Source organism: Evansella sp. AB-rgal1, assembly GCF_041820985.1.
Lineage (GTDB): Bacteria > Bacillota > Bacilli > Bacillales > Salisediminibacteriaceae > Evansella.
Genome location: NZ_JBGUAU010000003.1, coordinates 190,261 through 211,648, shown reverse-complemented (window position 1 = coordinate 211,648; position 21,388 = coordinate 190,261). Strand labels below are relative to the sequence as shown.

Sequence of the window (21,388 nt, the reverse complement as noted above, 5' to 3'; positions counted from 1 at the left end):
TTTAACCTGCGACTTTGGTAGGCGCTACCTCGGTACGCGCTACAAAATGACCTAGTCACTTTGCTCCCTCATGCTCCCGTTTGCTCGCGGATTTAACCTGGTCTTTTGGTAGGCGCTACCTCGGTACGCGCTACAAAATGACCTAGTCACTTTTCTCCCTCATGCTCCCGTTTGCTCGCGGATTTAACCTGCGACTTTGGTAGGCGCTACCTCGGTACGCGCTACAATTTGACCTAGTCAAATTCTCCCTCGTTCTCCCGCTTGCTCTCGGATTTAACCTGGGCTCTTGGTAGGCGCTACCAGCTGACCGATATAATAGTAGATTCCACATACTAATAATTAACCAAATTGTTGAATAAAAATAAATTTTCTTATTGATTATTTTTTATTATTCTATTAAAATAAATTTTGTTGTATTTTTATTAATTTATGAGGTGATTATTTTGACTAATAATAACGGTAAAGAAACAGTGGTTTCCCGTTTTGCGATATGGAAGTTTCTTATTCCTTCCATCATAGGTATTGTATTGTTTATGGCTCCCTTTCCTGCTGGAGAGCGTAGCTTCAAAATCCCAGTTTCCATTATGGCTGATTGGTTAGGTGGACTGCTGGAAGGTGTATTACCAGTAATTATGATCATTCTTATTGCAGTGAGTGTGATTGGTGTGGTCATCCAGAAGTGGGTAAAACCAAAAGGAATGGTAAATAGTCCATTCTTTGTAAATTTATTTGATATTTCTCCACTGTGGTTTACTATTCGTATTGTCGCTTTCGTGTTAATTATTATGACTTTCTTTGAAGTTGGTCATGAATGGATATACGATGAATATACAGGTGGACTTTTACTTTACGATTTATTACCTATTCTCTTTACTATCTTTTTATTTGCTGGGTTGTTTTTACCATTACTATTAAACTTTGGTTTACTTGAGTTTGTTGGGGCTTTATTAACAAGGGTGATGAGACCATTATTTAGATTGCCAGGACGTTCATCTGTAGATGCACTAACTTCTTGGCTAGGTGATGGAACACTTGGGGTTATTTTAACAAACAAGCAATATGAGGAAGGATATTATTCAAAACGTGAGGCAGCGATTATCGGGACTACTTTCTCAATCGTTTCCATTACTTTCTCATTAGTTGTACTTGGATACGTTGGACTTGAGCACATGTTTTTCCAATTCTATTTAACTATATTTTTTGCTGGCTTAGTTGCAGCAATTATTATGCCGCGTATTCCACCATTATCTAGAAAATCGAATACGTATGTAAATGGAAAAGAAGCGCAGTTAGATGAATCCATTCCTTCTGGTCATACTTCTGTAAGCTGGGGTATAAAGTTGGCAAAGGTACGCGCTGATAAAAATAAAAGTGTGACAGAATTTTTCCAAGCTGGCTTTAAAAATGTGTTAGATATGTGGATTGGGGTTGTTCCTGTTGTTATGGCTATTGGAACAATCGGTGTAGTGATTGCAGAAAACACACCGTTTTTCACATGGCTAGGGGCTCCATTTGTTCCTGTACTTCAGCTGATGCAAGTTCCTGAAGCGGCAGCGGCGGCAGAAACACTAGTGGTTGGTTTTGCAGACATGTTACTTCCAGCTCTTTTTGCTGGGGATATTGAAAGTGAAATGACTCGATTCATTATTGCTAGTGTTTCCGTTACTCAGCTTGTTTACTTGTCGGAAGTTGGGGGAGTATTGTTAGGGTCAAAAATTCCTGTACGTTTTCGTGACTTAGTATTCATTTTCTTATTACGTACCATTATAACACTACCGATTATTACTTTGATTGCGCACATTATTTTTTAATATGCCAAACAAAAGCTAACGAGATGACTCATAACGTATTCACTTGTAGGGAAAAACGAGTGAACACCGGTGATTTCACAGGCTAAATTTCACAACCTGAATAACAGTATAATTCGAACGAAAAAAAGAACGGAGAATTTGTCTTCGTTCTTTTTTTCATAATTGTTTTTTCCACACACACACAAGAGAAAATCTTAACCAAGAAATTAACTCATAAAGTACAACATATTTGATTTTTCCATCACTTGAATAGCCAATAAAATTGTTTAACATACCTTACTATATGACCGCTAATAAGATTGTAATTAACAATGTGATTGCAGCTGATGATATTAATATCCCCTGAACATTGCCTTCTTTTCTCTTTTTTGTATTCTCATATTCTTTTTGAACTTTATCATGAAGATGTTCATCTGGTGGAATATGAACTGTGTAGGTTGGATTGCTCACTTTTCCTGCGTGATATACCGTTTGGTAAAAAGGAAAGGATCCAAAAAATAAAAGTAAAGTGACACCAAATCCCCACATTTTAATTATTTCTAAATCAAACGTGTTGGTATATAAAATAGAGATAAGTGCAATTAAAACATAGATTGAAAGAGATAGCAGAGTTCCATATTTAATATTTTTAATCATTAAATCCCCCTCCTCTCATTGCTATTTACGAAATAGTGAAAATTTGGTTTCAATCTCTTATTCATCTTAACGTCGATTACAAATAATTTAAGAAAAAAGTAAAAGCGCTTCTGCTATTTTCAGAAACGCTCCCTATAAGATTATAGTTTTCCAAGAATTCTCTTTAATTATTTTTTCCTGATTGCACTTCATAATTTCTTTGAATCATACCATTAGATTTAGCCATTCCAAACTTATTATAGTAAGCAACCAGGTCATCGTCGCAGCATAAGTCAACCATATATATGTCTTTTAACTCGCTAAGCATTCGTTTTACTAATTCTCTTCCAATTCCCTTCTTTTTGTACTCCGGAAGAACCTCAAGTAGTGGTATGTAAGCAGTAAGGACCTCATCACTTACGGCTGTAATAAACCCCACAACCTTCCCACTCTCTTCATCTAAAGCAACGATTACTTTCCAGCTATTTTTTAATAGTCGTAAATGCGTTTCTGGACTTGGCGGATTAGGCCAATCTACAAAAAATCCTTCCAACATTTCAGCAGTAATTCCATCTGTAGATATTTTATAAATCATATATATCAACTCCTAATTTATTTTTATCATTTAGAAAGTTGATGGGGATCAATAGAAAAGTAACAAAAAATTACCTCCAAGCTTTAATAACCTAATTTAATAATATACATAAAATACAATTCGACATATCAAATTAATTTCCTTTTTTACTACACATGTTAAAAACTATACTTTTGAGTTATAAAAATCTGTGCACTATTTATATATAATGAACCATAGTTATGGAGTTCCACTTAAATGATACAATCCACATTTTTCATCGAGAACTCACATTATTAATCTATTTTACGGAGGTGGATTGCATGGATACTGAGAGCACGGCTACTTCAGTTAATACCGTTGTAGAGAACACACAGGAGCAAATGTCTGTAGGAAGATGGTTCATCACGTTACTTTTACTGTCTCTTCCGTTTATTAACTTAATTCTTCTCTTTGTTTGGGGCTTCGGATCAGACAATCCTCGAAAAAACTATTGCAAAGCGATCTTATTATTTATGGTAATTGGCTTTATTTTTTCACTAATAACATCACTTGTCATTTTCTTTAGCTTTGGGGGACTTAGTTTGTTTCAGTTTTTCTAATCAGATTACAGAAGATATGTGGTTCTCACTACTATAAAGAAGGTAAAACCTTTTTTTGCGAATGGCTTGGTTCTCACTTTTGTGAGCCGAGCCGTTATTATTTTACTATCTATCTCTTTGTTTACAGGGAGGTAGCCACTATTCAATATCTAAATAAAAAACATAGCTTGCATTACCCTGCTCCCAACTTCCTAGAAGCTCAAAAATCTTTTTTCCCTCGTGAATGGAAAGGTTTAATTCCCTCTCTATTCCCAACACATTGTGTTCCGTATCCCATTCTCTTATCAGATATGTTATAGGCATGGTTGAAAATTCGATAGAAATATCTGCATCCGCATCTACTTTTTGTGGTTCTCTCCCTTCAACAATGGTTGAAGGTGAATCAGCATCTGCTTCGATACTTTCTGTGGTGCCATTTTCATACTTATAGGACCAGCTATACGTGCCGAGTACTGGGGTTACTTTTTCCTCACCTATAAAAATTTCTAAATTAGGTGGCTCTCGCAATTGGGCTGAAATTTCGTTTGTCTTATCATTGATGTTCGATGCACTGTTTGTTCCTGTAATATTATTAGAACACCCAAATAAAATTCCTATGAAGATAAGAATAAAAAAAACTTTGCCAAATTTCATTCTTTTCTCCTCCTTGTTTATCTGTTAGACGAAAAGAATTCAAATAAAGAGTCACTTTGGTAATATTTTTTACAGAATAGCAATCTTTATAGGGGTATCGGTATTTATTTTTCAGAAATAAGCAGATTCGTTGATTTAACAAAACGTTACAAGTTACAAGTAATTAAACATGGCTCCATTCGCAAAAAATTGTGAACGGAGCCATGTTCTATTTTGCAATAATGCTACTTCTCTTAATTAATATCCTTTCTTGAAGCATTTGTAAGACCCAATATCCGTAGATAATAATGTTCACTACTAATGTTAAACTAACCCAAGTTGGAGCCGATCCTATCAAATCGGTGATCATCCAAATGCATGTTATATACAATAAGATTCTTATGAGATTTAATCCCCATGAATTTTTATGTAAGAGTAGTATTTTCCAAGAAAAGGATTGTTCAGGAAATTTTTTAATAGAATTAACATACACAGTAAGGTAGAAAACAATAGTAAACATACCTAACATGAAAGGCGCAAATACCATAGCTAGACCTACTGCTGCAACGTTGTCAATGTCAGGGTAACTCTCTAATACAATAAGTGACGTCTCGTAAAGTTTGTACAAAGTGTAACAAGAAAAAAAGGAGATTAGTATACTCACAATAAATATTCTATTTTTATTTGGCTTCACGCTCTTAACTTCCTCCACCCCATTAGCAAAACAGCAGTGGGAATAGCTTAACCGCTCCCACTCGTTACTTCACTAATTACTTTTATCTTGAGAATCATTTTCCATTTTCTTCATTATGTAATCCACTTTCTCTTCCAGTTGTGTTAATCGTTTTTTATCTTCTTTACTTTTTCGTAGAAAAGAGACAACGAAAATGATAAGACCTATCAATAATACAAATGCAATTAATTGATATAAGACATTAATGACATTAATATTTACAAACATTACAACACCTCGTTTTCTTTTTTCAAAACTAAACTAGCTACTTCCGTTTTGCAGCCAAATTTTTAAATAACAACTCTAGTCAAATTTATAGGTTTGGCTCTGTTTTAATACAATTAGAAAAATAATACCTCCCAAAAATGTTATCATTGACACTATCAAAGTTGAAGTATCATAAAGTCCATCTAAATTATAATATATAGCATAAATGGAACCACTTACTAAACCAATCATCGCCGCATACGTTTCGATAGTGTAGTTTGCTAATAAATAACGAATTAGCTTACTGGTAAACAAAACCCCTATTACGATGCCTGTACCTATCGCTATTACAATAGGTAAATGAAATGAAATTAGAGAAGCTGTGGCTATTTCATATATTCCAAGTATAGTTAGGATTAAAGCACCACTTATTCCAGGAAGTACGAGAGCTGTACTTGCGAAAAAACCTGAAATCGTGAAGAATACATAGTCGCCAAGAGATAAGTTATTGAGGTCAATACTATTCATGTCCCCTAATAATTGTCCGATAATAACTAGGCTCAGAAACAAGAAAATGATTACATAGTGTTTTATTTGAAGGCTTCCTTTGGAATAACTAAGCGTTTCTTTATATAGGTAAGGTAAAAACCCTACAATAATACCCGCAAAAAACATGAGTGTTGGTGTACGATAAGCGTCTAATAGATAGCCAATTAAACGGAATGAAAACCAAAATCCTATTACCATTCCTGTTCCAAATGTAAATAAAAAAGGCAAAACTTCTTTTCTATGTTTCGTTGATAAACTACTTAACGAATATAGAAGTCGTTCATAAATTCCTAAAATCATTGCCACTGTACTACCACTAACACCTGGAACGGTTTCCGTTATTCCTACTGCCATACCTCGAAACAGAATTCCAAACATAATTTTTCCACACCTTAATGAGTTTTTACTTTATTCATAATCGCCATTTGCGTAAATTATTCGGACAACTTTGTTTGTTACATTTAATTTTAACATAATTAACCAAAACAGAATCCTTTAATTTACAATTCCCCTTTTAATAGATAGTATTTTTCTCGCACTAATATCGAAAAAATAGAAAAGAATACTAGATTAAACATTAAAAAAATGACTAACAAGTTGGAGTAACTTGTTAGTCAAAATTTATACTACTAATGAATCCTTTAATAAAACTCTAGTTCAATTTTTCATATCGGATTAAATACAAACCGTACTAGTTTCCTTTGTTTATAACCAATTCTCAATTATCTTTCATATACTAAATGATACATGGATCTTCTATGGGTTGGATTTTGTGGATCCACACCACAGCTCATTAGCCACCTCGCTGCATAATCTCTCGTTTGAGGTGTTATTTGTACCTCACAGCAATGGGCAAGTCTATCTACTAAACCGTACGCACCTGCTGGTGTACATAGATCATGATAGCTACACGAACGCAACACTTTATAGACTCGGTAAGCACATGCTGGGTTTGCAATACGTGAGCGAAATACGCTCATTAAATATGGGTCTACTCGTTCCATACTTTCACCACCTCTCTGTTTCCATTCTATGAAGAAAGATGGAGGTAGTAACGGCATATTCCCCGTAGCCTTGTACCTAAACTACTAATCATATAGTCTAGTTGGAAAATGTGCTTATAGTTTGCTGTGAAAATCTAGTAATACTAACTTTTCTGGTATGATTTACATTTGCAGACCGGGCATGGGTCAGTTTATGCGCGGTAGCTTTCTCTATACTCGGCTCAAGCGTCTTTATGCTCGGCTTTGGTCTTTTTATGCGCGGCATTCACACTTTTATGCTTGGCTTCGCTACTTTTATGCGCGGGTAGCATGCTCCATACGCGGGATTCCGCTCATTCCATAAAAGCCTACAGGAACAATCACAGTATACTTTCACCACCCATTCACCGGCCTGAAGGTCTACCATATTTATCCAAATAATGACTTACTGCCAGCAACGGCCAAATCGTATTATAGCTATGATAATTAATATAAAAAGTTCCTGGAAGGCCCCCTCCAGTTGGATATGACACCTCATCTACATGGTCCAGTAGAAATGTTATCCCACGGTTAATCTCTACACTTGGTTCATCATTTATTGATATAAGAGCGTCCAACGCCCAGGCGGTTTGTGGTAATGTACTAATTGGTAATCCAACGAACGTCCTTTCTACGTCACTTTTGCACGATTCTCCCCAACCACCATCTGTATTTTGAACAGAAATCAACCATTCTTCGGCTCTTTTTATAGCCACATGAGTATTTAATACACCTACAGATCTTAGTCCTGTTACCGCAGCCCATGTGCCGTATATATAGCACACTCCCCATCTTCCATACCATGCTCCAGACTCCTCTTGATTTTTTAGTAACCACTTTACTGCATTGGATACTCTAGGGTGCTCATCATTCATTTTTACATATTTTCCTAAAAACTGAAGTGTACGTCCTGTTAAATCTGCGGTTGATGGATCGATGGCTGTGTCCTTTATATTAGGAATAGGTAAATTTGCGATCAAATGCTTCCCTTTATTTTTATCAAAAGAACTCCACCCACCATCTTTGTTTTGCATAGACAATAGCCATGTTAAACCTTTATTCCAGGCTTGAAGATGGTCTTTGGAATAAAAAGTGAATGGCTGTATTGCTCGCAACGCCACTTGCGTATCGTCTATATCTGGGTGAGACGAATTATTATGGGAAAAACTCCATGCCCCCTTGGCAGTATTAGATTCGTTATTCTGTTGTTGTTGCTTTAATAAAAATTCCGCGGCGTTTCTAATTATTGAATCACTGGCTGGAACACCTGCTTCTTGCAATGCATACGTAATTAAAGCAGTATCCCAAATGGTTGAAGAAGCATTTTGGATATGCATCTCCTTATCTATTTCAGTAGCAGATTTTTTTATTCCATTAATGGCATGTTTTATTAATGGCGATGTAGCATCATATCCAAATGCTAAAAGACTATAAATCATATAAACTGTTGCTGTTACATAACTACCTAACGTTCCATCTCCTTCAATACGATCTAGAATATAGTTTTCAGCTCGTTGGAGTGCTTTTCTTTGTAAAAAATTTGTTTTGTGGTACGGACTTCCTTCCAGTTGTTTCGAAAGGCGACGTTTTACCTTATCTTCTAGAATTAAGTGTGTAATGGAAGGTAAACCAGAGTTTTTTATTGCAAAGCGTTTCTTCGCTGCAACCAATACAGAAGCAAAGTGAACCTTTACATATGATGTCATATTTTCAAAACTGGATGGAAAAATTTTAGGAAGTAAGATGGTCGTGAGCGGTATTGGGAAAAAGGTAGGCCATGGATATAATCCGTTTAGAGCTAACATAAATTTTGTTGAAACATGTGCCGCTTTCACTCCGCCTTGCTTCAGAATAAAGTTTTCAGCAAGCTTCATTTCTTTATGATTCTTCGTTCTCTTTTCGGAAAACAATAGTGCCGTATAGGCCTCAATTGTTGCAGATAAATTCCCTTCCTCCTCATCTTCATACAATTTCCAAGCACCGTTTGGCAATTGAGTAGAGAGAATTCGATTTGCTAACATAGTAATGAATGGTTCTTCCTGATAATTTAATGCCGTCAAAACAATAATCATATAAGCATCCGTAATTGGCCCATTTTCACAAGGGTAATTCCAAGAACCATCATCGAACTGCTCATCCCTGAGGCAAGAGATGAGCTTTTGTTGATACTTCTTTAATTTTGATTCCAATTCCATAACCATAACGAAGCTCCTCTTCACCGTTTCAAGATTCATACCTTTAACATATGAAGAGATACGAAAGATGGACTGAGGTAAACGTTTAGAATAAGGAGTTTTCTTTTTGGCACAGGAATGCTAGATTATATCAGGGATGAATGTCTCTTTACCATGTAGTTCAAGAACAAAATTTGCTTTATCCCTGCTTATGGCGGGGATTTTTAATGCTCCCCCCTTAATCTAATGGTACTTGTGCAACCCAATGGACATATTAATAATGTATTTGTAAGATTTATGTCTACAATTGTAAGATTACCCTCCACATTTGTAAGATTTCACTCCAAAATTGTAAGATTTTCCCCCTCAATTGTAAGATTAGCCAATTAACTGGAAACTACCACCCCACAACAACCAAAAAACACCTCAAAAAACCCCCTGAAAAGGGTTTTTTGAGATGTTCATCACACTTATTTTTTCTCCATATGAGGATTAACTGAAACCATGTTCAACTTTAAGCGAAAAATCATAGTTTTCCCCAACAAAAGCTGGAAACCCAACTACAGCGTCAATTTTATGTGCGAATTTCTCGATTTTATGTGCGAGTTGAGTGAATATATGTGCGGATTTTCATCTTTTATGTGCGGATTCCTCGAATATATGTGCAGATCCCCGTCTTCGATACAATTTACAACTTTTCACTTCAACCAAAACACAATCACTGAACCGTATACCCTCCATCCATCACAACTGCTTGCCCAGTTATCCCACTAGCTTTTTCGCTCGCTAAAAATATCGAGTAATCAGCAATCTCCTCTACAGACAACAACCTTTTTTGAGGTACAAGCGGATAAATTACCTCATCTAAAACCTGTTCCAAAGATACGTTTCTCGTACTCGCCAAATCTGCTAGTTGGTTTTGAACAAGTGGGGTGTCCACATATCCTGGGCATAGTGCATTTACTGTTATACCATCTAACGCTGTTTCCAATGCTGCAACCTTCGTTAACCCAATCAAACCATGCTTTGCACTGTTATAAGCTGATTTTCCAGCAAAACCAATGAGACCATTTATTGAAGCTAAGTGCAGAATTCGTCCGTATTTCTTTTGCTTCATATGAGGAAGAATGTTCTTCATTGTTAAAAACGGTCCAAAACACATGACTCGCCATAGCTTCTCAAACATGTCACTAGGATAATTTTCTAATAGTGAAACGTATTGAAGGCCAGCGCTATTAACCAATACATCTATCTTTCCATGCTTACTGATGATGGAGTTGATAGTTTCGCTTACCTCGCTTTCGTTTGTAATATCAAAAGGAGATACATATAAGCTAGTGTTTGCCACCTCTGTCTCCACTGAATGTTTCATGACTGAGAGTTGTTCTCTATAAATATCACAAGCGATGACTGTAGCTCCTTGCTCCACGAACTTTAACGCAATTCCCTTCCCAATACCGCTAGCTGCTCCCGTCACAACTACGACTTTATCTACCCATTCATTCAAGCTACACTCCCCCATTTCTTGATAAGAAAATTAATACCAAAATCGATCTCTGCAACATAAGTTGTATCAAAAAACAGTAACAAACCAGTAACAAAAGTTCACAAAACCCTCACAGGTCTGGTCCCCGAACAAAAATTCGGGGACCAGACCTGTGAACTTCAAGTACTAAATTTACTGAAGGAACTTCGTACAGTGTTGGATTTCGTTTTGTTTAGCAAACCCATCCGGCGGCTTATAACTTAACCAACTGGTTGCGCGACCTTTTTTCCAGAAGGACAGAAGACCATGCAAATCGAAACCATACGTACACAGATTATTAAGGTTGCTAGTAAATTAGTGAAGTCAGGACGCTCTTTGTATTTTAAACTAAACTTGCTTCAAGTTTCATGTACCAAGAATTCTTTTGGCAAGTACTTCAGCGAGACCATAAACTGAAATTTGAATAAGAAATTATCTTGTAGGCAATTTTAAAACACCAAACTATGATTTGAAATAATATGAGGTGACTTATCGATTTTTTGGTTATGACTTAACTTCGAAGTATGAATAATTCAATTAATTGATTTAATACTTCTCTACTAAACTAGTAAATTGTCGTTGCTAAAACTATAATAAGATAAATTAAAAAAATACAACAAAAAAGGAGTTTTTTGTTAATAAAAAAGTCTTTATTTAGTAGTTTAGTATTCTTATTCTTTTTAAGTATTTCCCATAGCGTTTTTGCGGGTGAAAATGTGACCTCATTTAATTCCAATGCTGAAGGGAACACTCAATTAGCAACTGTCGAGATTTACGATAAAAATGATAATTTAGTAGAGACTATTTATTATGAAGAAGAAAAAAAAAGGTCTACAAAAATCTTTAATGGCCTCTTGGACTACATATAATATTGGTAGAACAACTTTTTCTAATTTTATTTGGGTCAACAATGGGATCTACTTTTATAATCCTGGAGTTATGAGTGTGGAATTGATGAATAGGGTTGATGCTTTTGCTATTGAAGTTTATGAGCTCGGTGGTGTTTATGCGGGGAAAGCAGTTTGGAGAAATCGTGCAGGTTGGGTTGCACTTGATTGGCGAGATACAACCCTAGTCACACATCCAGGTGGTTATGGATTTAGATTTGTAAATGAAGGAAACACCAGTGTTGTGAATATTTTACATGGTGCTCTTGAATATGGATATAGGAATGTCATAATAAGGGAATAATTCTAGCATTGGTAAAAGTCAACTATGATGACTTTTACCAATATTCATTATGAATTTTAAATTTATTTATAATATAACTGTCGGATTAATTTGTCTAGTGGTAAATCTATGATAAATTTTATTGTAATAGAATTATATAGGAAGATATCGCTGTTACTATGAAAAGACTATAAAGGGGAAATTATATAAATGAAATATATTATACAATATATTTTAGTGTCGATACTTTTGTTATTGTCAACATTTGCTGCTTGGTACGAAGGGAGTGCAATAAGGTACTACCCAGAGGAATGGAAAAACACTGCATTGTTTTCAAGAGTTCTAAATGGAGAGATTATAAATAGCTCAGAAATATCACAACTTGACCATTTCATATATGCAGCAAAATTTACTCCGCTATATCCAACTTTAATTATTTTGTGCTTGTCATATATAATAATTTTAAGTGGTTATATGTTATTTAAAAATAATATGAAAAAAATCACTATTTTTTACTTATCTATAGGTGCTCTTTACATTTTTCTTGGAATTACAGTTTCTAACTCATCAACAATAGGCGGAAGATATATGACTATGACTTTCGTAACTGTTGGTATTATTAATTTGAGTTTAGTTTTTTTATCTTTCCTAAGTATGAAAAAGAATATGAGTTAATTATGAGATTGGTCTCCCTCATGGGGGAGTATGGTGTAAAGGTATTTAAATGTCTCCAAAACCTCTCAGTTTATATACCAGTAAGCAAAAAGCTTTGTCACAAGCACTAATAATTTTTCACTAGGAAGTTTTCGAACAATATTAAAACTGTCGTATAATTAAGGGTGAGTATTTTGAAATGGAGGTTGAATAAGAGCATGAGAAAACTTGATGGATACGAAGCAGAGTTGATTAAAAGCATTATCGGTTATCCTGATGGAGAATCAGTCATAGAGTTAGACAGAAAAAATATCATTTAAGTTTAATTGAAAAACCAGACCTGTGAATTTTATGTGTTTACCATACTAAATATAAGAAGATGGTCGTCGCCTAATGGACTGTGGCATCTACTTAGTCAAAATTTAGGGGGTTGCCCAGTGTAATAATCAACATCAACGTTTTTCAAAGACGTTACAGTAAAATATCCACTACCAACAATTATGTTAGGTAGAGGATATGAAAAAGCAGGTTTTACTGTATAACTCTGTTATTTAAATTTATCAATTACTTGCTTTTTTAGGTTATTAAAATGAGCAATCTCATTATCATCACCAAAAAACTCCACATCTTTTACATCCTTATATCTGTTTAAAGTAGTGACAGGTTTTACCTCTCGAGTGCTAGTCATGTCATATTTCCCTTGGTACATCCCTGTAATAATGCCTCCGTAATATTGATGATCTTTAAAATAAGCTGGTTCATTCACAATAATGATTTCATTATTACTTAGGGAACCCTTGTAAACTTCTAAAATTTCCACCGCACTTTGTGTACCACTTACACCAGGATCAGTCGAATCGTATTCATCCTTCCACGTTACAAGTTGCCTATCGCCCGTTACTTTCACTTTAACAATATGGTCTGAATATTGCTCCAACTCTTCCACCTTATGATAAAGTTGATAATCATAGTTACCGGCATTAATTACTGTGGCAGTTTCGTCAATGTATTTTTCACTTGGATCCAACTCCAAGTTCTGACTAGATGTTTGATTATCATTATTATGAAATACAGTAAAAATAATACCACTAACCAATATGATTGAAATTAAAGAAGTGAATAATATAATTTTTTTCTGCTTACTTCTTTCCTCCATAGATTCTATTCCCTTCCTAATATTTCCACGCTAAATTAGATTTGTCGTGTAGCTTGGGGTACATACTAAGGTTCTTCCCCTGTACACATTACAGATTTTTTTATATGAGACTCTTGATGCCTTAAGCTAAGGGCATGCCCGAATTCTTTAATAACCTTTGTTACTTCCAATGGTACGGAATACTTCCCACCACCCATGACCGCGTCGTTCTTCTTACCTCACTTTCCATATAATAATTTCATAGTAACCCATTTTTTTTGGTTAAAACAAGATAATTTTACACTTTTTTGTAATCTTTCTATACACTAGTCTCTTAGTTATTTACTTCCCAACAATATTCTTAACTCGTAGTCATCGTAAATTCGGGAACCAGACCTGTGAATTTTTCTTTCACAATATTGTACGTGGCCCTAGTCCCTTGTCTATAATGGGGATGAGGTGATTTTGATGCGGTCGAAGCAAGAAATACGTGAGGAAATATGGGAAAAGATGATGACGGAGAAAGTGGGAAGATTTCCTTTTCCATTAAAGGGGAGAATCCCTAATTTTAAAGGAGCTGAAAAAGCAGCTCAATTTGTTTTTCAAATGGAAGAATACATACATGCAAAGGTTGTGAAGGTGAATCCTGACTCACCACAACTTCCTATTCGTGCACAAGTTTTAAAAGATGGTAAAACATTACTAGTTCCTACCCCAAGATTAAAGGATGGGTTTATTAAAGTGGACCCTGCTAATGTTCCTCCAGGAGAAGAGAAAAAAGCAGCAAGTTTAAAGAATATCCACCAATATGGGAAGGTGATTCCCTTAACTGAATTACCTAAAATCGATCTGTTTTTCGCCGGTTCCGTAGCGCTACATAGCGATGGTCGAAGAATAGGAAAAGGGGAAGGCTATGCTGATAGAGAGTATGCCATCTTAAGGGAATTAGGAAACCCACCTATCCCCATCGTAGGAACAATCAATTCCGTACAATTAGTAGATGAAGAAATTCCAATAGATGAGTACGATTTAACTTGTGACTGGATTGCAACCGAAGAGGGCTTACTGAAAACAGATTCTCCCTATCCTAAACCAGAAGGAATTATTTGGTCCGAGGTTAGTGAAAAAGAAATGGAAGAAATGCCAGTATTAAAAGAAATTTGGAATCTAACGAAAGGTTCCAAATCATAATTTGGGTTAGGTGTGAAATAGTCTATGGAAATTCTAGTAGTAAGACATGGGGAGTCTCTCGGGGATATTGAACAACGACATGAAGGTAGAGCTGATTTACCATTAACAGAAAAAGGGATAGAGCAAGCTCTTTTAGCTGCAAAGTGGATACAACATAATTATCCTCCAACCAAAATTATCACTAGTCCTTTGCAACGAGCATCAAAAACAGCAGCTATTATTTCTTCTGAAGCTACGGGAGTACCTGTACAAACATCAGAAGAACTAATGGAATGGAACAATGGGCTTCTAGCAGGAATGCTCCGTTCAGAATCTGCCATAATGTATCCTCTTCCAGAGGGAGGAAGAAAAGCTCATGATACTTTCTATGAGTGTGAGTCTGCTATAGCGTTCCGTTCTCGTGCAGAGCATTTTTGGTCCAAACTGTTAGACTCTAATTTAAATAATAACAACGAAAGAGTTTGTCTAGTTTCTCACGGTGGAATGATTAACATGCTTTATCGCTGCTTTTTAAACCTTCCTATAATAACAGAAGTGAATATCAGAACAGGTGATACTGGGATACATCTATGGGAAGTAGATGGCAAAGAACGAATTGTTACTTTCTCAAATTACTTAGGGCACCTTGATAATAAGTAAAGCATAAAAACACAATTTAAATTTAACCAAATAGTATGCGTTAGTAAAATTTCGAGTTGCAATGTTGCAGCTCTTTTTTATGTTCATAAAATGGAAAATAGTGTTAACGAAAAGGGAGATTTTTTTAATTGCAGCATTAAAGGATTAAATTAAGGCGCACTATACCGGTAACGAAATTTTCGAGAGGAATCTCAGGGGTTGTTTGTTATATAATTTAATGACTATTTCCAGAATTGATTTCTTCCGTAATCTTAAATTGTTATAATGAATGCAAGAGTCTTAATGAGAGGAATGATACCATTGGCTATGGATGAATCTAAAGCAAAAGTTGGAATTAATCCTGAATTCTTGCCTTTTCTAAAAGGGGCACATGTAAATTCAGTTGATGAAGATGTTAATATTTCACTAGCCATGTATTTGTTTACTGCAAGAAAAATAACACTCGCACGAGCAGATGAGCTAGGTGGTAAAAGCATATCAGATTTTATTCAAATCTTAATTGATCATAATATTCATTGGGCTGAATATACAGATGAGCAAAAAAATCAAGATGATGAAACAATTGAGTTTATTCTAAAAGAAGATGGCAAAGGGAAACAAGATGAAAGCGATATGTAATACTAGTCCTATTATCGGGTTATCTATCATTGGTCGTCTTGATCTACTGTGGAACTTTTTGATATCTATATACCACAAGCAGTATATAATGAAGTTGTGAATTAAGTGGTTATATGTTATTTAAAAATAATATGAAAAAAATCACAATTTTTTACTTATCTATAGGTGTTCTTTACATTTTTCTTGGAATTACAGTGTCTAACTCACCAACAATAGGCGGAAGATATATGACTATGACTTTCGTAACTGTTGGTATTATTAATTTGAGTTTAGTTTTTTTATCTTTCCCAAGTATGAAAAAGAATATGGGTTAATTATGAGATTGGTCTCCCTCATGGGAGTATGGTGTAAAGGTATTTAATTGTCTCCAAAACCTCTCAGTTTATACACCAGTAAGCAAAGAGCTTTGTCATAAGCACTAATTATTTTCCACTATGAAGTTTTCGAACTATATTAAAACTGTCGTATAATAATTAAGGGTAAGTATTTTGAAATGGAGGTTGAATAAGAATATGAGAAAACTTAATGGATACGAAGCAGAGTTGATTAAAAGTATTATCCTTGATGGAGAATCAGTCATAGAGTTAGACGGAAAAAAATATCATTTAAGTTTAATTGAAAAACCAGAAACTACTGTAAAAGAAGATATTGATGCTGATCCAGAGCTAAAACAAAAATTACTCCAAGCAAAGAAGGATATAGTAGATGAGAAAGTTTATTCAACTGAAGACGTATTAGAGATGATTGAACAAGGTGAAATATAGATGGAAATTAAATGGACACATCAAGCATTAAAAGGATTTCGTAACATTCATAGTCAGCACTTCACTTTACAAGAGACAAAGGAATATAAGAAAAGCCTAGTAAAAAATATCGAAGAAAAGGTTTCTTTGTTAGGTACTAGTATCCCAGTAAATAAACCAGAATGGGAAGGCAGTTATAAAATAATTATTGATAAATATATTATTTACTATTCGTTGTCAGATGACCGAACAACATGTTATATAGAATATTTTAAGCACTCTAGACAAAGACGGTAGCTAGGAATGATTTTAAAGTAATTTAAAATGTCATTCCTAGCTTATTTTTGTACAGTATGTAGTGCTACGGTGATACGTTAGTGAAAATCTGATTGCAGCATTAAAAGACTAAATTTAAAGCGTTCTATACCAACTCAATCAAGTGTCTTTCTTTAACTCAAGTTTTATTCTAAGAAAAGTAGCAGTAGTATAATACATGAAATCGATATGGTATTATTACAAAAAGAAAACATAATGGTGGTGATAACTATGGGAGAAATCCTTACTTCCGAAGAGCTTTTGAAGTATATCTCTAATATGGATAGTGAGAATTCTGTATTTCAGTTTTCAATTCCTGGAAAGGGGAAATTTGCACTTGTTCTTCAAGAAGAAGATGAGCAATCCATACAAGTTGACGCTGAGAAAAATCTTGAACTAAAGCGTATGCTAAAGGAAAGTATGGAACAGTACGAAAATGGACAGGGCATGACTACCACAGAGTTATTAAAATCACTATCCAAAAAGGACTTTATGTAATGTATGCCCGGAACGTTATTTGGTCCCCTGCTGTTATGGAAAAACTTACTTTATTTAGAAGTAAGAGATTTACACCAGAAGAAACATTAGACTTTATTTCTCAGTTTATTATAGAAGCTGAGAATGTCTTAGAGGATGATATTATTGGTAAATCCTATACAGAAGAATTCGGTAAATACAAAGGTATTTTTAGAGTTGTGGTTAAGAGATTTAGGGAATATTACAAATTAATCGATTAGGATGTTGTTATTTAAACGTATTATTCCCTGGTGAAAAATAAATAGACCTCTCACGTGACCATACAATTAAAAGGTGATACAGGAATTCACCTATGGGCAGTTCACGGAAATAAAAGAACTGTTTCTTTCTCCAATTAACTAGGTCATCTATCAACATAGGAACAGGGTCATACATCCTCTGTAATCCAAGGAAGTATGACCCCTTCTTTTAGTAAAACTTCTTTATCGTTTTCGAAAGTTTCTTCATCTTCTGTTTTTCCACAAGCTGAGCCTTCAAATTTGCTTTTCTTTCTAAATGAGCAATTTCCTTTTGCAACTTCACATAGCTATCATAACGCCCACGGTCTAGCTCTCCACTATCAATTGCTCCCTGCACTGCACACCCTGGCTCACTCTGATGACCACAGTCTCGAAAACGACATTGTTCCCCCAACTTCTCTACATCTTCAAAGCTCTGCTTAAATCCATCCTCTGATTCCCAAAGCTGCAGCTCCCGCATCCCGGGAGTATCCACAAGTACGCCTCCGCTTGAAAGCAAGAACAATTCTCTGTGTGTTGTGGTATGTCTCCCTTTCGCGTCATCCTCACGAATATCTTGAACGAGTTGAATTTCTTCCCCTAATAATGTGTTAATTATCGTTGACTTTCCAACACCAGAAGAACCTAACAATGCTACGGTTTGACCTTCTTGGCAGTATGAACGAAGTGACTCCATTCCTTCTGCTAACACAGCGCTCACTTTGTGCACAGGAACCCCGAAAGCGACTCCTTCAACATCTGCAATCCTTTCCGCTAATTCACCTTCATCACACAAATCGGCCTTGCTCAATACGATCACAGGATTAGCTCCACTTTCCCAAGCCAGTGTTAAATACCGCTCTAACCTACGTAAATTAAAGTCTTTATTCACTGCCATTACTAGAAAAATAGAGTCCACATTCGTTGCAACAATTTGTTCATCTGTCTTTAATCCAGCAACTTTTCTTGAGAAACAGCTTGTTCTCTCTAGTACTTTGTGAATCGTACCTTTCTCTTCATCCTTCCAAGGGTCTAAAACAACCCAATCACCAACAGCAGGAAAATCTTCTCGTGCCAAAGCCTCAAAACGAAATTTACCGGAAACTTCACAAGAAAGAATTCCTTTTTCAGCCCACACTCGATATAACCCTTTTTGCTCTTCGATTACTCTTCCTACTATTTTATTATCTGTTAAAAATACTCTCGCTTTATTTTCCCATTCACTATTCCATCCATATTGTTTTATCAACATTAGTTCCTCCTAAATTATCCCTCGTTTTTAAAAATGTTAGAACACAAAAAAACCATCGACTCTTCTTCAGCCCATGGGAAAAATAACAAGGTTATACGTTAGTTGGAAACTAATGAAATACATAAAAATAAATTTAGGTAACCAGAAATAAACCTTCCATGGGCTGTTCATATGCTATTGGTAACGTATAATTCGTATTAAATTTGCGCATAAACACACACCCCCTTGGATTGGCTATTTCATTACCATTATATTCCTACCTGTTCCATTTGTAAATAGTGGAAAGTTCCGTTACTGATTGGTCGCTATTAAGATCAGCTTTTTATCTAAGGAATTAACAAAGTGAGACTACTGCTCAAATTGACTTGTGTATGGTTTCTGTTTCTTAGTCCAATGACCTCTATTTAATATATATTAAAGAGAAGTGCTTGATTTACTGTGTTTTTATAGTCTATTCGTAAAGATTCTTGTTTTAGTAACGAAACAATTATTGCCAATTTTCTGTACATTACAATAAAGTAATAGTAAGTATTATTAAATAGTGGGAGGGTTGACTTATAGAAGAATGGGTAATTGTTGTTATTATTGTAACGATCGCTTATACACCAATTCTATACAGATTCCAAAAGCGACTTAATGAACTAGAAGAAGAAGTGAAAAGGCTGAGTAAGCAGAATCATGATAGTTAAATTTTACGACCTCCAATCAGAGGTCTTTTTTATTGTTGGAACCTATTTATCCTGTTCTTTAGACAACTATGAAAGTAGTTTACGTTGAACTTAGTGGTGCAAACTTTGACCCGTGATTTTTGTCTCTCGATAATATTCTAGTGTTTAAACCCTTACATTTTTACGAATATCTAAGAATTTCTCACTGAATCTGTAGATAACAGACAATCTATTAGTGTTTTTTAAGGAGAAACTATCGCACCCTCACCATCAACCCCAACCAATCCTCCAACAATTTTACACATCTTACGAACCCCATATCATTTTACTTCCACCTCAAAAGTGAGCAATAATAATATCGTAACCATAACAAGTAAGGAGCACACTTTATGAAACTTCGAACACTACTAAACATTATCGGGGCTTTATCTGTATACAATATCATCGTTTTTTACATCGGCTGGAACGGGTGGGTATGGCTTCAAACCATCACGAATGACGTCAATCTGCCAATATACACAATCATCATTCTTCTCCTAGCTTACGGATTCATGATCGACCGCTACATTCATTTCACTAATTTTTTCAAAATAATCGGTTCTTACTGGATTGCCCTTGTTCAATATTCACTACTTGTATTACCAATCGCCAACATAACTGCATTGCTCCTAAGGTTTAGTCCTTATGACCAAGAACTCATTACGTTTTGGACAGGTATCGTCACACTAATCACCTTTACCGTTATTTTTACATACGGCGCTGTCCAAGCTTACTCACCAATAATAAGAAAGTATGAAATTACCATACCGAAACAAAGCAAAGATCAGCAATCTCTTCGAATAGCGATGGCTTCCGATATGCACTTCGGACTTTTGTCAGGCAGAGCACATGCACAAAGACTCGTGGATTGCGTTAACAAGATCAAGCCTGACTTGATCCTCCTTGCTGGTGATATTGTGGACGATGATCCGAAAGAGTTTCAAGCGAAAAAAATGGACGCCATACTTAAGCAAATGGACGCTCCACTCGGCAAATACGGTGTATTAGGCAACCACGAATATTATGGAAAACAAATCCCAGAATTTGTCGCTGCAATGAAGGAAATAAATATTACGATTCTACAAGATGAGATTATACAATTAGAAAACAATGTCACGATTGTTGGAAGAAAAGACAAGACTGATAGAAAACGCCAGTCCATCGAAGAACTGCTTCAAGACACAGACAAAAACACCCCAATCATCCTGCTAGATCACCAACCTCTCGAGTTGGAGCAAGCGATGAATCAAGGAGTAGATATAAGTCTCTCAGGGCACACACACCGTAGGCAAATGTGGCCCAACCATATTTTTACAAGAAGAATCTTCGAACTAGATTATGGCTACAAACACAAAAACCAGCTTCACGCATTTGTATCTTCCGGTTTCGGCTTTTGGGGTCCACCTGTGAGATTAGGCAGTAGATCAGAAGTTCTCCAAATTGATATAAAATTTATATCTTAACTTCAAAAACACAAAGTGGGCATTGAAAAAGAGTAAGTAGTTTCGATTGTGATGAGAAAATTCAAATAGAACCGTAATTACTAGTCCAAAAAGATAGCTAATTGGACTAGTTATATTATTGATATAATAAAGGCTTTCTTAATTTGGTCTTTAATCTCCCCACAGCCTTTCAATTAATATAAATACAGTTAATTTCATTTCTTGCATCACACGATCTCTTTCGCAATAAGTTCACAGTATAATGCGCATATTACAATGGCACGAAGGTTCTTCGTACCATTGTTTTTATATTTGCTTATTTCACTAACCCGTTTGTTGAAGT

Annotated in this window: 23 protein-coding genes and 1 pseudogene; 13 read left to right on the top strand and 11 right to left on the bottom strand. The window is 35.3% G+C overall.

Going from position 1 to position 21,388, the window contains the following annotated elements:
* Positions 1-533 precede the first annotated feature (533 nt).
* A complete protein-coding gene (locus ACERII_RS03770; protein ID WP_373640209.1) occupies positions 534-1,811 on the top strand; it encodes a YjiH family protein in 1,278 nt (425 codons plus the stop codon).
* A gap of 279 nt (positions 1,812-2,090) precedes the next feature.
* On the opposite strand, the gene ACERII_RS03765 is transcribed toward ACERII_RS03770, so the two are convergent.
* Positions 2,091-2,447 (bottom strand): hypothetical protein, encoded by a 357-nt coding sequence (locus tag ACERII_RS03765; protein WP_373640157.1) that lies wholly within the window; start codon positions 2,445-2,447, stop codon positions 2,091-2,093.
* 163 nt (positions 2,448-2,610) lie between these two features.
* Entirely contained in the window at positions 2,611-3,021 is a 411-nt protein-coding gene (locus tag ACERII_RS03760; RefSeq protein ID WP_373640156.1) for a GNAT family N-acetyltransferase, read from the bottom strand.
* A 302-nt stretch (positions 3,022-3,323) separates the two neighbouring features.
* Between ACERII_RS03760 and ACERII_RS03755 the strand changes: the two genes are divergently transcribed.
* On the top strand, positions 3,324-3,602 hold the full coding sequence (locus ACERII_RS03755; RefSeq protein ID WP_373640154.1) for a hypothetical protein: 279 nt from the start codon (positions 3,324-3,326) through the stop codon (positions 3,600-3,602).
* Positions 3,603-3,740: 138 nt separating this feature from the next.
* On the opposite strand, the gene ACERII_RS03750 is transcribed toward ACERII_RS03755, so the two are convergent.
* The 7 genes from ACERII_RS03750 to ACERII_RS03720 form a co-directional block, all read right to left on the bottom strand.
* Positions 3,741-4,235 (bottom strand): hypothetical protein, encoded by a 495-nt coding sequence (locus ACERII_RS03750; protein WP_373640152.1) that lies wholly within the window; start codon positions 4,233-4,235, stop codon positions 3,741-3,743.
* A 208-nt stretch (positions 4,236-4,443) separates the two neighbouring features.
* Positions 4,444-4,908: a hypothetical protein gene (locus tag ACERII_RS03745; RefSeq protein ID WP_373640150.1), complete on the bottom strand. Its 465-nt coding sequence runs from the start codon at positions 4,906-4,908 to the stop codon at positions 4,444-4,446.
* 72 nt (positions 4,909-4,980) lie between these two features.
* Complete coding sequence (locus ACERII_RS03740) at positions 4,981-5,175, bottom strand: hypothetical protein (RefSeq protein WP_373640148.1); 195 nt, start codon at positions 5,173-5,175, stop codon at positions 4,981-4,983.
* 75 nt (positions 5,176-5,250) lie between these two features.
* Positions 5,251-6,081, bottom strand: a complete 831-nt coding sequence (locus ACERII_RS03735; RefSeq protein ID WP_373640147.1) for a DUF368 domain-containing protein — start codon at positions 6,079-6,081, stop codon at positions 5,251-5,253.
* Between the two features lie 344 nt (positions 6,082-6,425).
* Positions 6,426-6,707, bottom strand: coding sequence for a hypothetical protein (locus tag ACERII_RS03730; protein WP_373640146.1), 282 nt, complete (start codon positions 6,705-6,707; stop codon positions 6,426-6,428).
* A gap of 383 nt (positions 6,708-7,090) precedes the next feature.
* Positions 7,091-8,926, bottom strand: coding sequence for a terpene cyclase/mutase family protein (locus ACERII_RS03725; RefSeq protein ID WP_373640145.1), 1,836 nt, complete (start codon positions 8,924-8,926; stop codon positions 7,091-7,093).
* A gap of 691 nt (positions 8,927-9,617) precedes the next feature.
* Complete coding sequence (locus tag ACERII_RS03720; protein ID WP_373640143.1) at positions 9,618-10,406, bottom strand: 3-hydroxybutyrate dehydrogenase; 789 nt, start codon at positions 10,404-10,406, stop codon at positions 9,618-9,620.
* A gap of 230 nt (positions 10,407-10,636) precedes the next feature.
* Between ACERII_RS03720 and ACERII_RS03715 the strand changes: the two are divergent.
* The 3 genes and pseudogenes from ACERII_RS03715 to ACERII_RS03705 form a co-directional block, all read left to right on the top strand.
* Positions 10,637-10,852 (top strand): annotated as a pseudogene (locus ACERII_RS03715) (transposase); the annotation flags it as partial.
* A 382-nt stretch (positions 10,853-11,234) separates the two neighbouring features.
* Positions 11,235-11,615 carry a hypothetical protein gene (locus ACERII_RS03710; RefSeq protein ID WP_373640142.1) on the top strand — a complete coding sequence of 127 codons (381 nt, stop codon included), beginning with the start codon at positions 11,235-11,237 and terminating at the stop codon, positions 11,613-11,615.
* 189 nt (positions 11,616-11,804) lie between these two features.
* Positions 11,805-12,269, top strand: a complete 465-nt coding sequence (locus ACERII_RS03705) for a DUF4306 domain-containing protein (RefSeq protein ID WP_373640140.1) — start codon at positions 11,805-11,807, stop codon at positions 12,267-12,269.
* 526 nt (positions 12,270-12,795) lie between these two features.
* On the opposite strand, the gene ACERII_RS03700 is transcribed toward ACERII_RS03705, so the two are convergent.
* Positions 12,796-13,404: a hypothetical protein gene (locus tag ACERII_RS03700; protein ID WP_373640138.1), complete on the bottom strand. Its 609-nt coding sequence runs from the start codon at positions 13,402-13,404 to the stop codon at positions 12,796-12,798.
* A gap of 447 nt (positions 13,405-13,851) precedes the next feature.
* Here ACERII_RS03700 and ACERII_RS03695 point away from each other — a divergent pair, with 447 nt between their 5' ends.
* From ACERII_RS03695 to ACERII_RS03665, 7 genes are all read left to right on the top strand, one after another.
* The gene (locus ACERII_RS03695; RefSeq protein WP_373640136.1) at positions 13,852-14,574 is read left to right on the top strand and encodes a 5-formyltetrahydrofolate cyclo-ligase; all 723 of its coding nucleotides are present in this window, start codon (positions 13,852-13,854) and stop codon (positions 14,572-14,574) included.
* A gap of 24 nt (positions 14,575-14,598) precedes the next feature.
* On the top strand, positions 14,599-15,213 hold the full coding sequence (locus ACERII_RS03690) for a histidine phosphatase family protein (protein WP_373640135.1): 615 nt from the start codon (positions 14,599-14,601) through the stop codon (positions 15,211-15,213).
* 306 nt (positions 15,214-15,519) lie between these two features.
* Complete coding sequence (locus tag ACERII_RS03685; protein ID WP_373640208.1) at positions 15,520-15,831, top strand: UPF0175 family protein; 312 nt, start codon at positions 15,520-15,522, stop codon at positions 15,829-15,831.
* Between the two features lie 488 nt (positions 15,832-16,319).
* On the top strand, positions 16,320-16,595 hold the full coding sequence (locus tag ACERII_RS03680; protein ID WP_373640134.1) for a hypothetical protein: 276 nt from the start codon (positions 16,320-16,322) through the stop codon (positions 16,593-16,595).
* Positions 16,596-16,871, top strand: coding sequence for a type II toxin-antitoxin system RelE/ParE family toxin (locus ACERII_RS03675; RefSeq protein ID WP_373640132.1), 276 nt, complete (start codon positions 16,596-16,598; stop codon positions 16,869-16,871). It begins immediately after the preceding gene.
* Positions 16,872-17,120: 249 nt separating this feature from the next.
* Positions 17,121-17,387: a hypothetical protein gene (locus ACERII_RS03670; protein WP_373640130.1), complete on the top strand. Its 267-nt coding sequence runs from the start codon at positions 17,121-17,123 to the stop codon at positions 17,385-17,387.
* Positions 17,387-17,626 carry a hypothetical protein gene (locus tag ACERII_RS03665; protein WP_373640128.1) on the top strand — a complete coding sequence of 80 codons (240 nt, stop codon included), beginning with the start codon at positions 17,387-17,389 and terminating at the stop codon, positions 17,624-17,626. The genes ACERII_RS03670 and ACERII_RS03665 overlap by 1 nt, the downstream gene beginning before the upstream one ends.
* Positions 17,627-17,834: 208 nt before the next feature.
* Here ACERII_RS03665 and rsgA read toward each other — a convergent pair whose 3' ends face one another.
* Complete coding sequence (gene rsgA / locus ACERII_RS03660; protein WP_373640126.1) at positions 17,835-18,896, bottom strand: ribosome small subunit-dependent GTPase A; 1,062 nt, start codon at positions 18,894-18,896, stop codon at positions 17,835-17,837.
* A 1,057-nt stretch (positions 18,897-19,953) separates the two neighbouring features.
* On the opposite strand from rsgA, the gene ACERII_RS03655 reads away from it, so the two are divergent.
* The gene (locus ACERII_RS03655; protein ID WP_373640124.1) at positions 19,954-21,066 is read left to right on the top strand and encodes a metallophosphoesterase; all 1,113 of its coding nucleotides are present in this window, start codon (positions 19,954-19,956) and stop codon (positions 21,064-21,066) included.
* Positions 21,067-21,388: the final 322 nt, after the last annotated feature.

What these genes read in the sequence shown, in the direction of transcription:
- ACERII_RS03655 (WP_373640124.1), top strand. Translation starts at nt 19,954, where the DNA reads ATGAAACTTCGAACACTACTAAACATTATCGGGGCTTTATCTGTATAC.
- ACERII_RS03735 (WP_373640147.1), bottom strand. Translation starts at nt 6,081, where the DNA reads ATGTTTGGAATTCTGTTTCGAGGTATGGCAGTAGGAATAACGGAAACC.
- ACERII_RS03690 (WP_373640135.1), top strand. Translation starts at nt 14,599, where the DNA reads ATGGAAATTCTAGTAGTAAGACATGGGGAGTCTCTCGGGGATATTGAA.
- ACERII_RS03730 (WP_373640146.1), bottom strand. Translation starts at nt 6,707, where the DNA reads ATGGAACGAGTAGACCCATATTTAATGAGCGTATTTCGCTCACGTATT.
- ACERII_RS03750 (WP_373640152.1), bottom strand. Translation starts at nt 4,235, where the DNA reads ATGAAATTTGGCAAAGTTTTTTTTATTCTTATCTTCATAGGAATTTTA.
- ACERII_RS03710 (WP_373640142.1), top strand. Translation starts at nt 11,235, where the DNA reads ATGAAGAAGAAAAAAAAAGGTCTACAAAAATCTTTAATGGCCTCTTGG.
- ACERII_RS03695 (WP_373640136.1), top strand. Translation starts at nt 13,852, where the DNA reads ATGCGGTCGAAGCAAGAAATACGTGAGGAAATATGGGAAAAGATGATG.
- ACERII_RS03675 (WP_373640132.1), top strand. Translation starts at nt 16,596, where the DNA reads ATGGAAATTAAATGGACACATCAAGCATTAAAAGGATTTCGTAACATT.
- rsgA (WP_373640126.1), bottom strand. Translation starts at nt 18,896, where the DNA reads ATGTTGATAAAACAATATGGATGGAATAGTGAATGGGAAAATAAAGCG.
- ACERII_RS03760 (WP_373640156.1), bottom strand. Translation starts at nt 3,021, where the DNA reads ATGATTTATAAAATATCTACAGATGGAATTACTGCTGAAATGTTGGAA.
- ACERII_RS03665 (WP_373640128.1), top strand. Translation starts at nt 17,387, where the DNA reads ATGTATGCCCGGAACGTTATTTGGTCCCCTGCTGTTATGGAAAAACTT.
- ACERII_RS03740 (WP_373640148.1), bottom strand. Translation starts at nt 5,175, where the DNA reads ATGTTTGTAAATATTAATGTCATTAATGTCTTATATCAATTAATTGCA.
- ACERII_RS03705 (WP_373640140.1), top strand. Translation starts at nt 11,805, where the DNA reads ATGAAATATATTATACAATATATTTTAGTGTCGATACTTTTGTTATTG.
- ACERII_RS03765 (WP_373640157.1), bottom strand. Translation starts at nt 2,447, where the DNA reads ATGATTAAAAATATTAAATATGGAACTCTGCTATCTCTTTCAATCTAT.
- ACERII_RS03725 (WP_373640145.1), bottom strand. Translation starts at nt 8,926, where the DNA reads ATGGTTATGGAATTGGAATCAAAATTAAAGAAGTATCAACAAAAGCTC.
- ACERII_RS03755 (WP_373640154.1), top strand. Translation starts at nt 3,324, where the DNA reads ATGGATACTGAGAGCACGGCTACTTCAGTTAATACCGTTGTAGAGAAC.
- ACERII_RS03670 (WP_373640130.1), top strand. Translation starts at nt 17,121, where the DNA reads ATGGGAGAAATCCTTACTTCCGAAGAGCTTTTGAAGTATATCTCTAAT.
- ACERII_RS03700 (WP_373640138.1), bottom strand. Translation starts at nt 13,404, where the DNA reads ATGGAGGAAAGAAGTAAGCAGAAAAAAATTATATTATTCACTTCTTTA.
- ACERII_RS03685 (WP_373640208.1), top strand. Translation starts at nt 15,520, where the DNA reads ATGGATGAATCTAAAGCAAAAGTTGGAATTAATCCTGAATTCTTGCCT.
- ACERII_RS03770 (WP_373640209.1), top strand. Translation starts at nt 534, where the DNA reads ATGGCTCCCTTTCCTGCTGGAGAGCGTAGCTTCAAAATCCCAGTTTCC.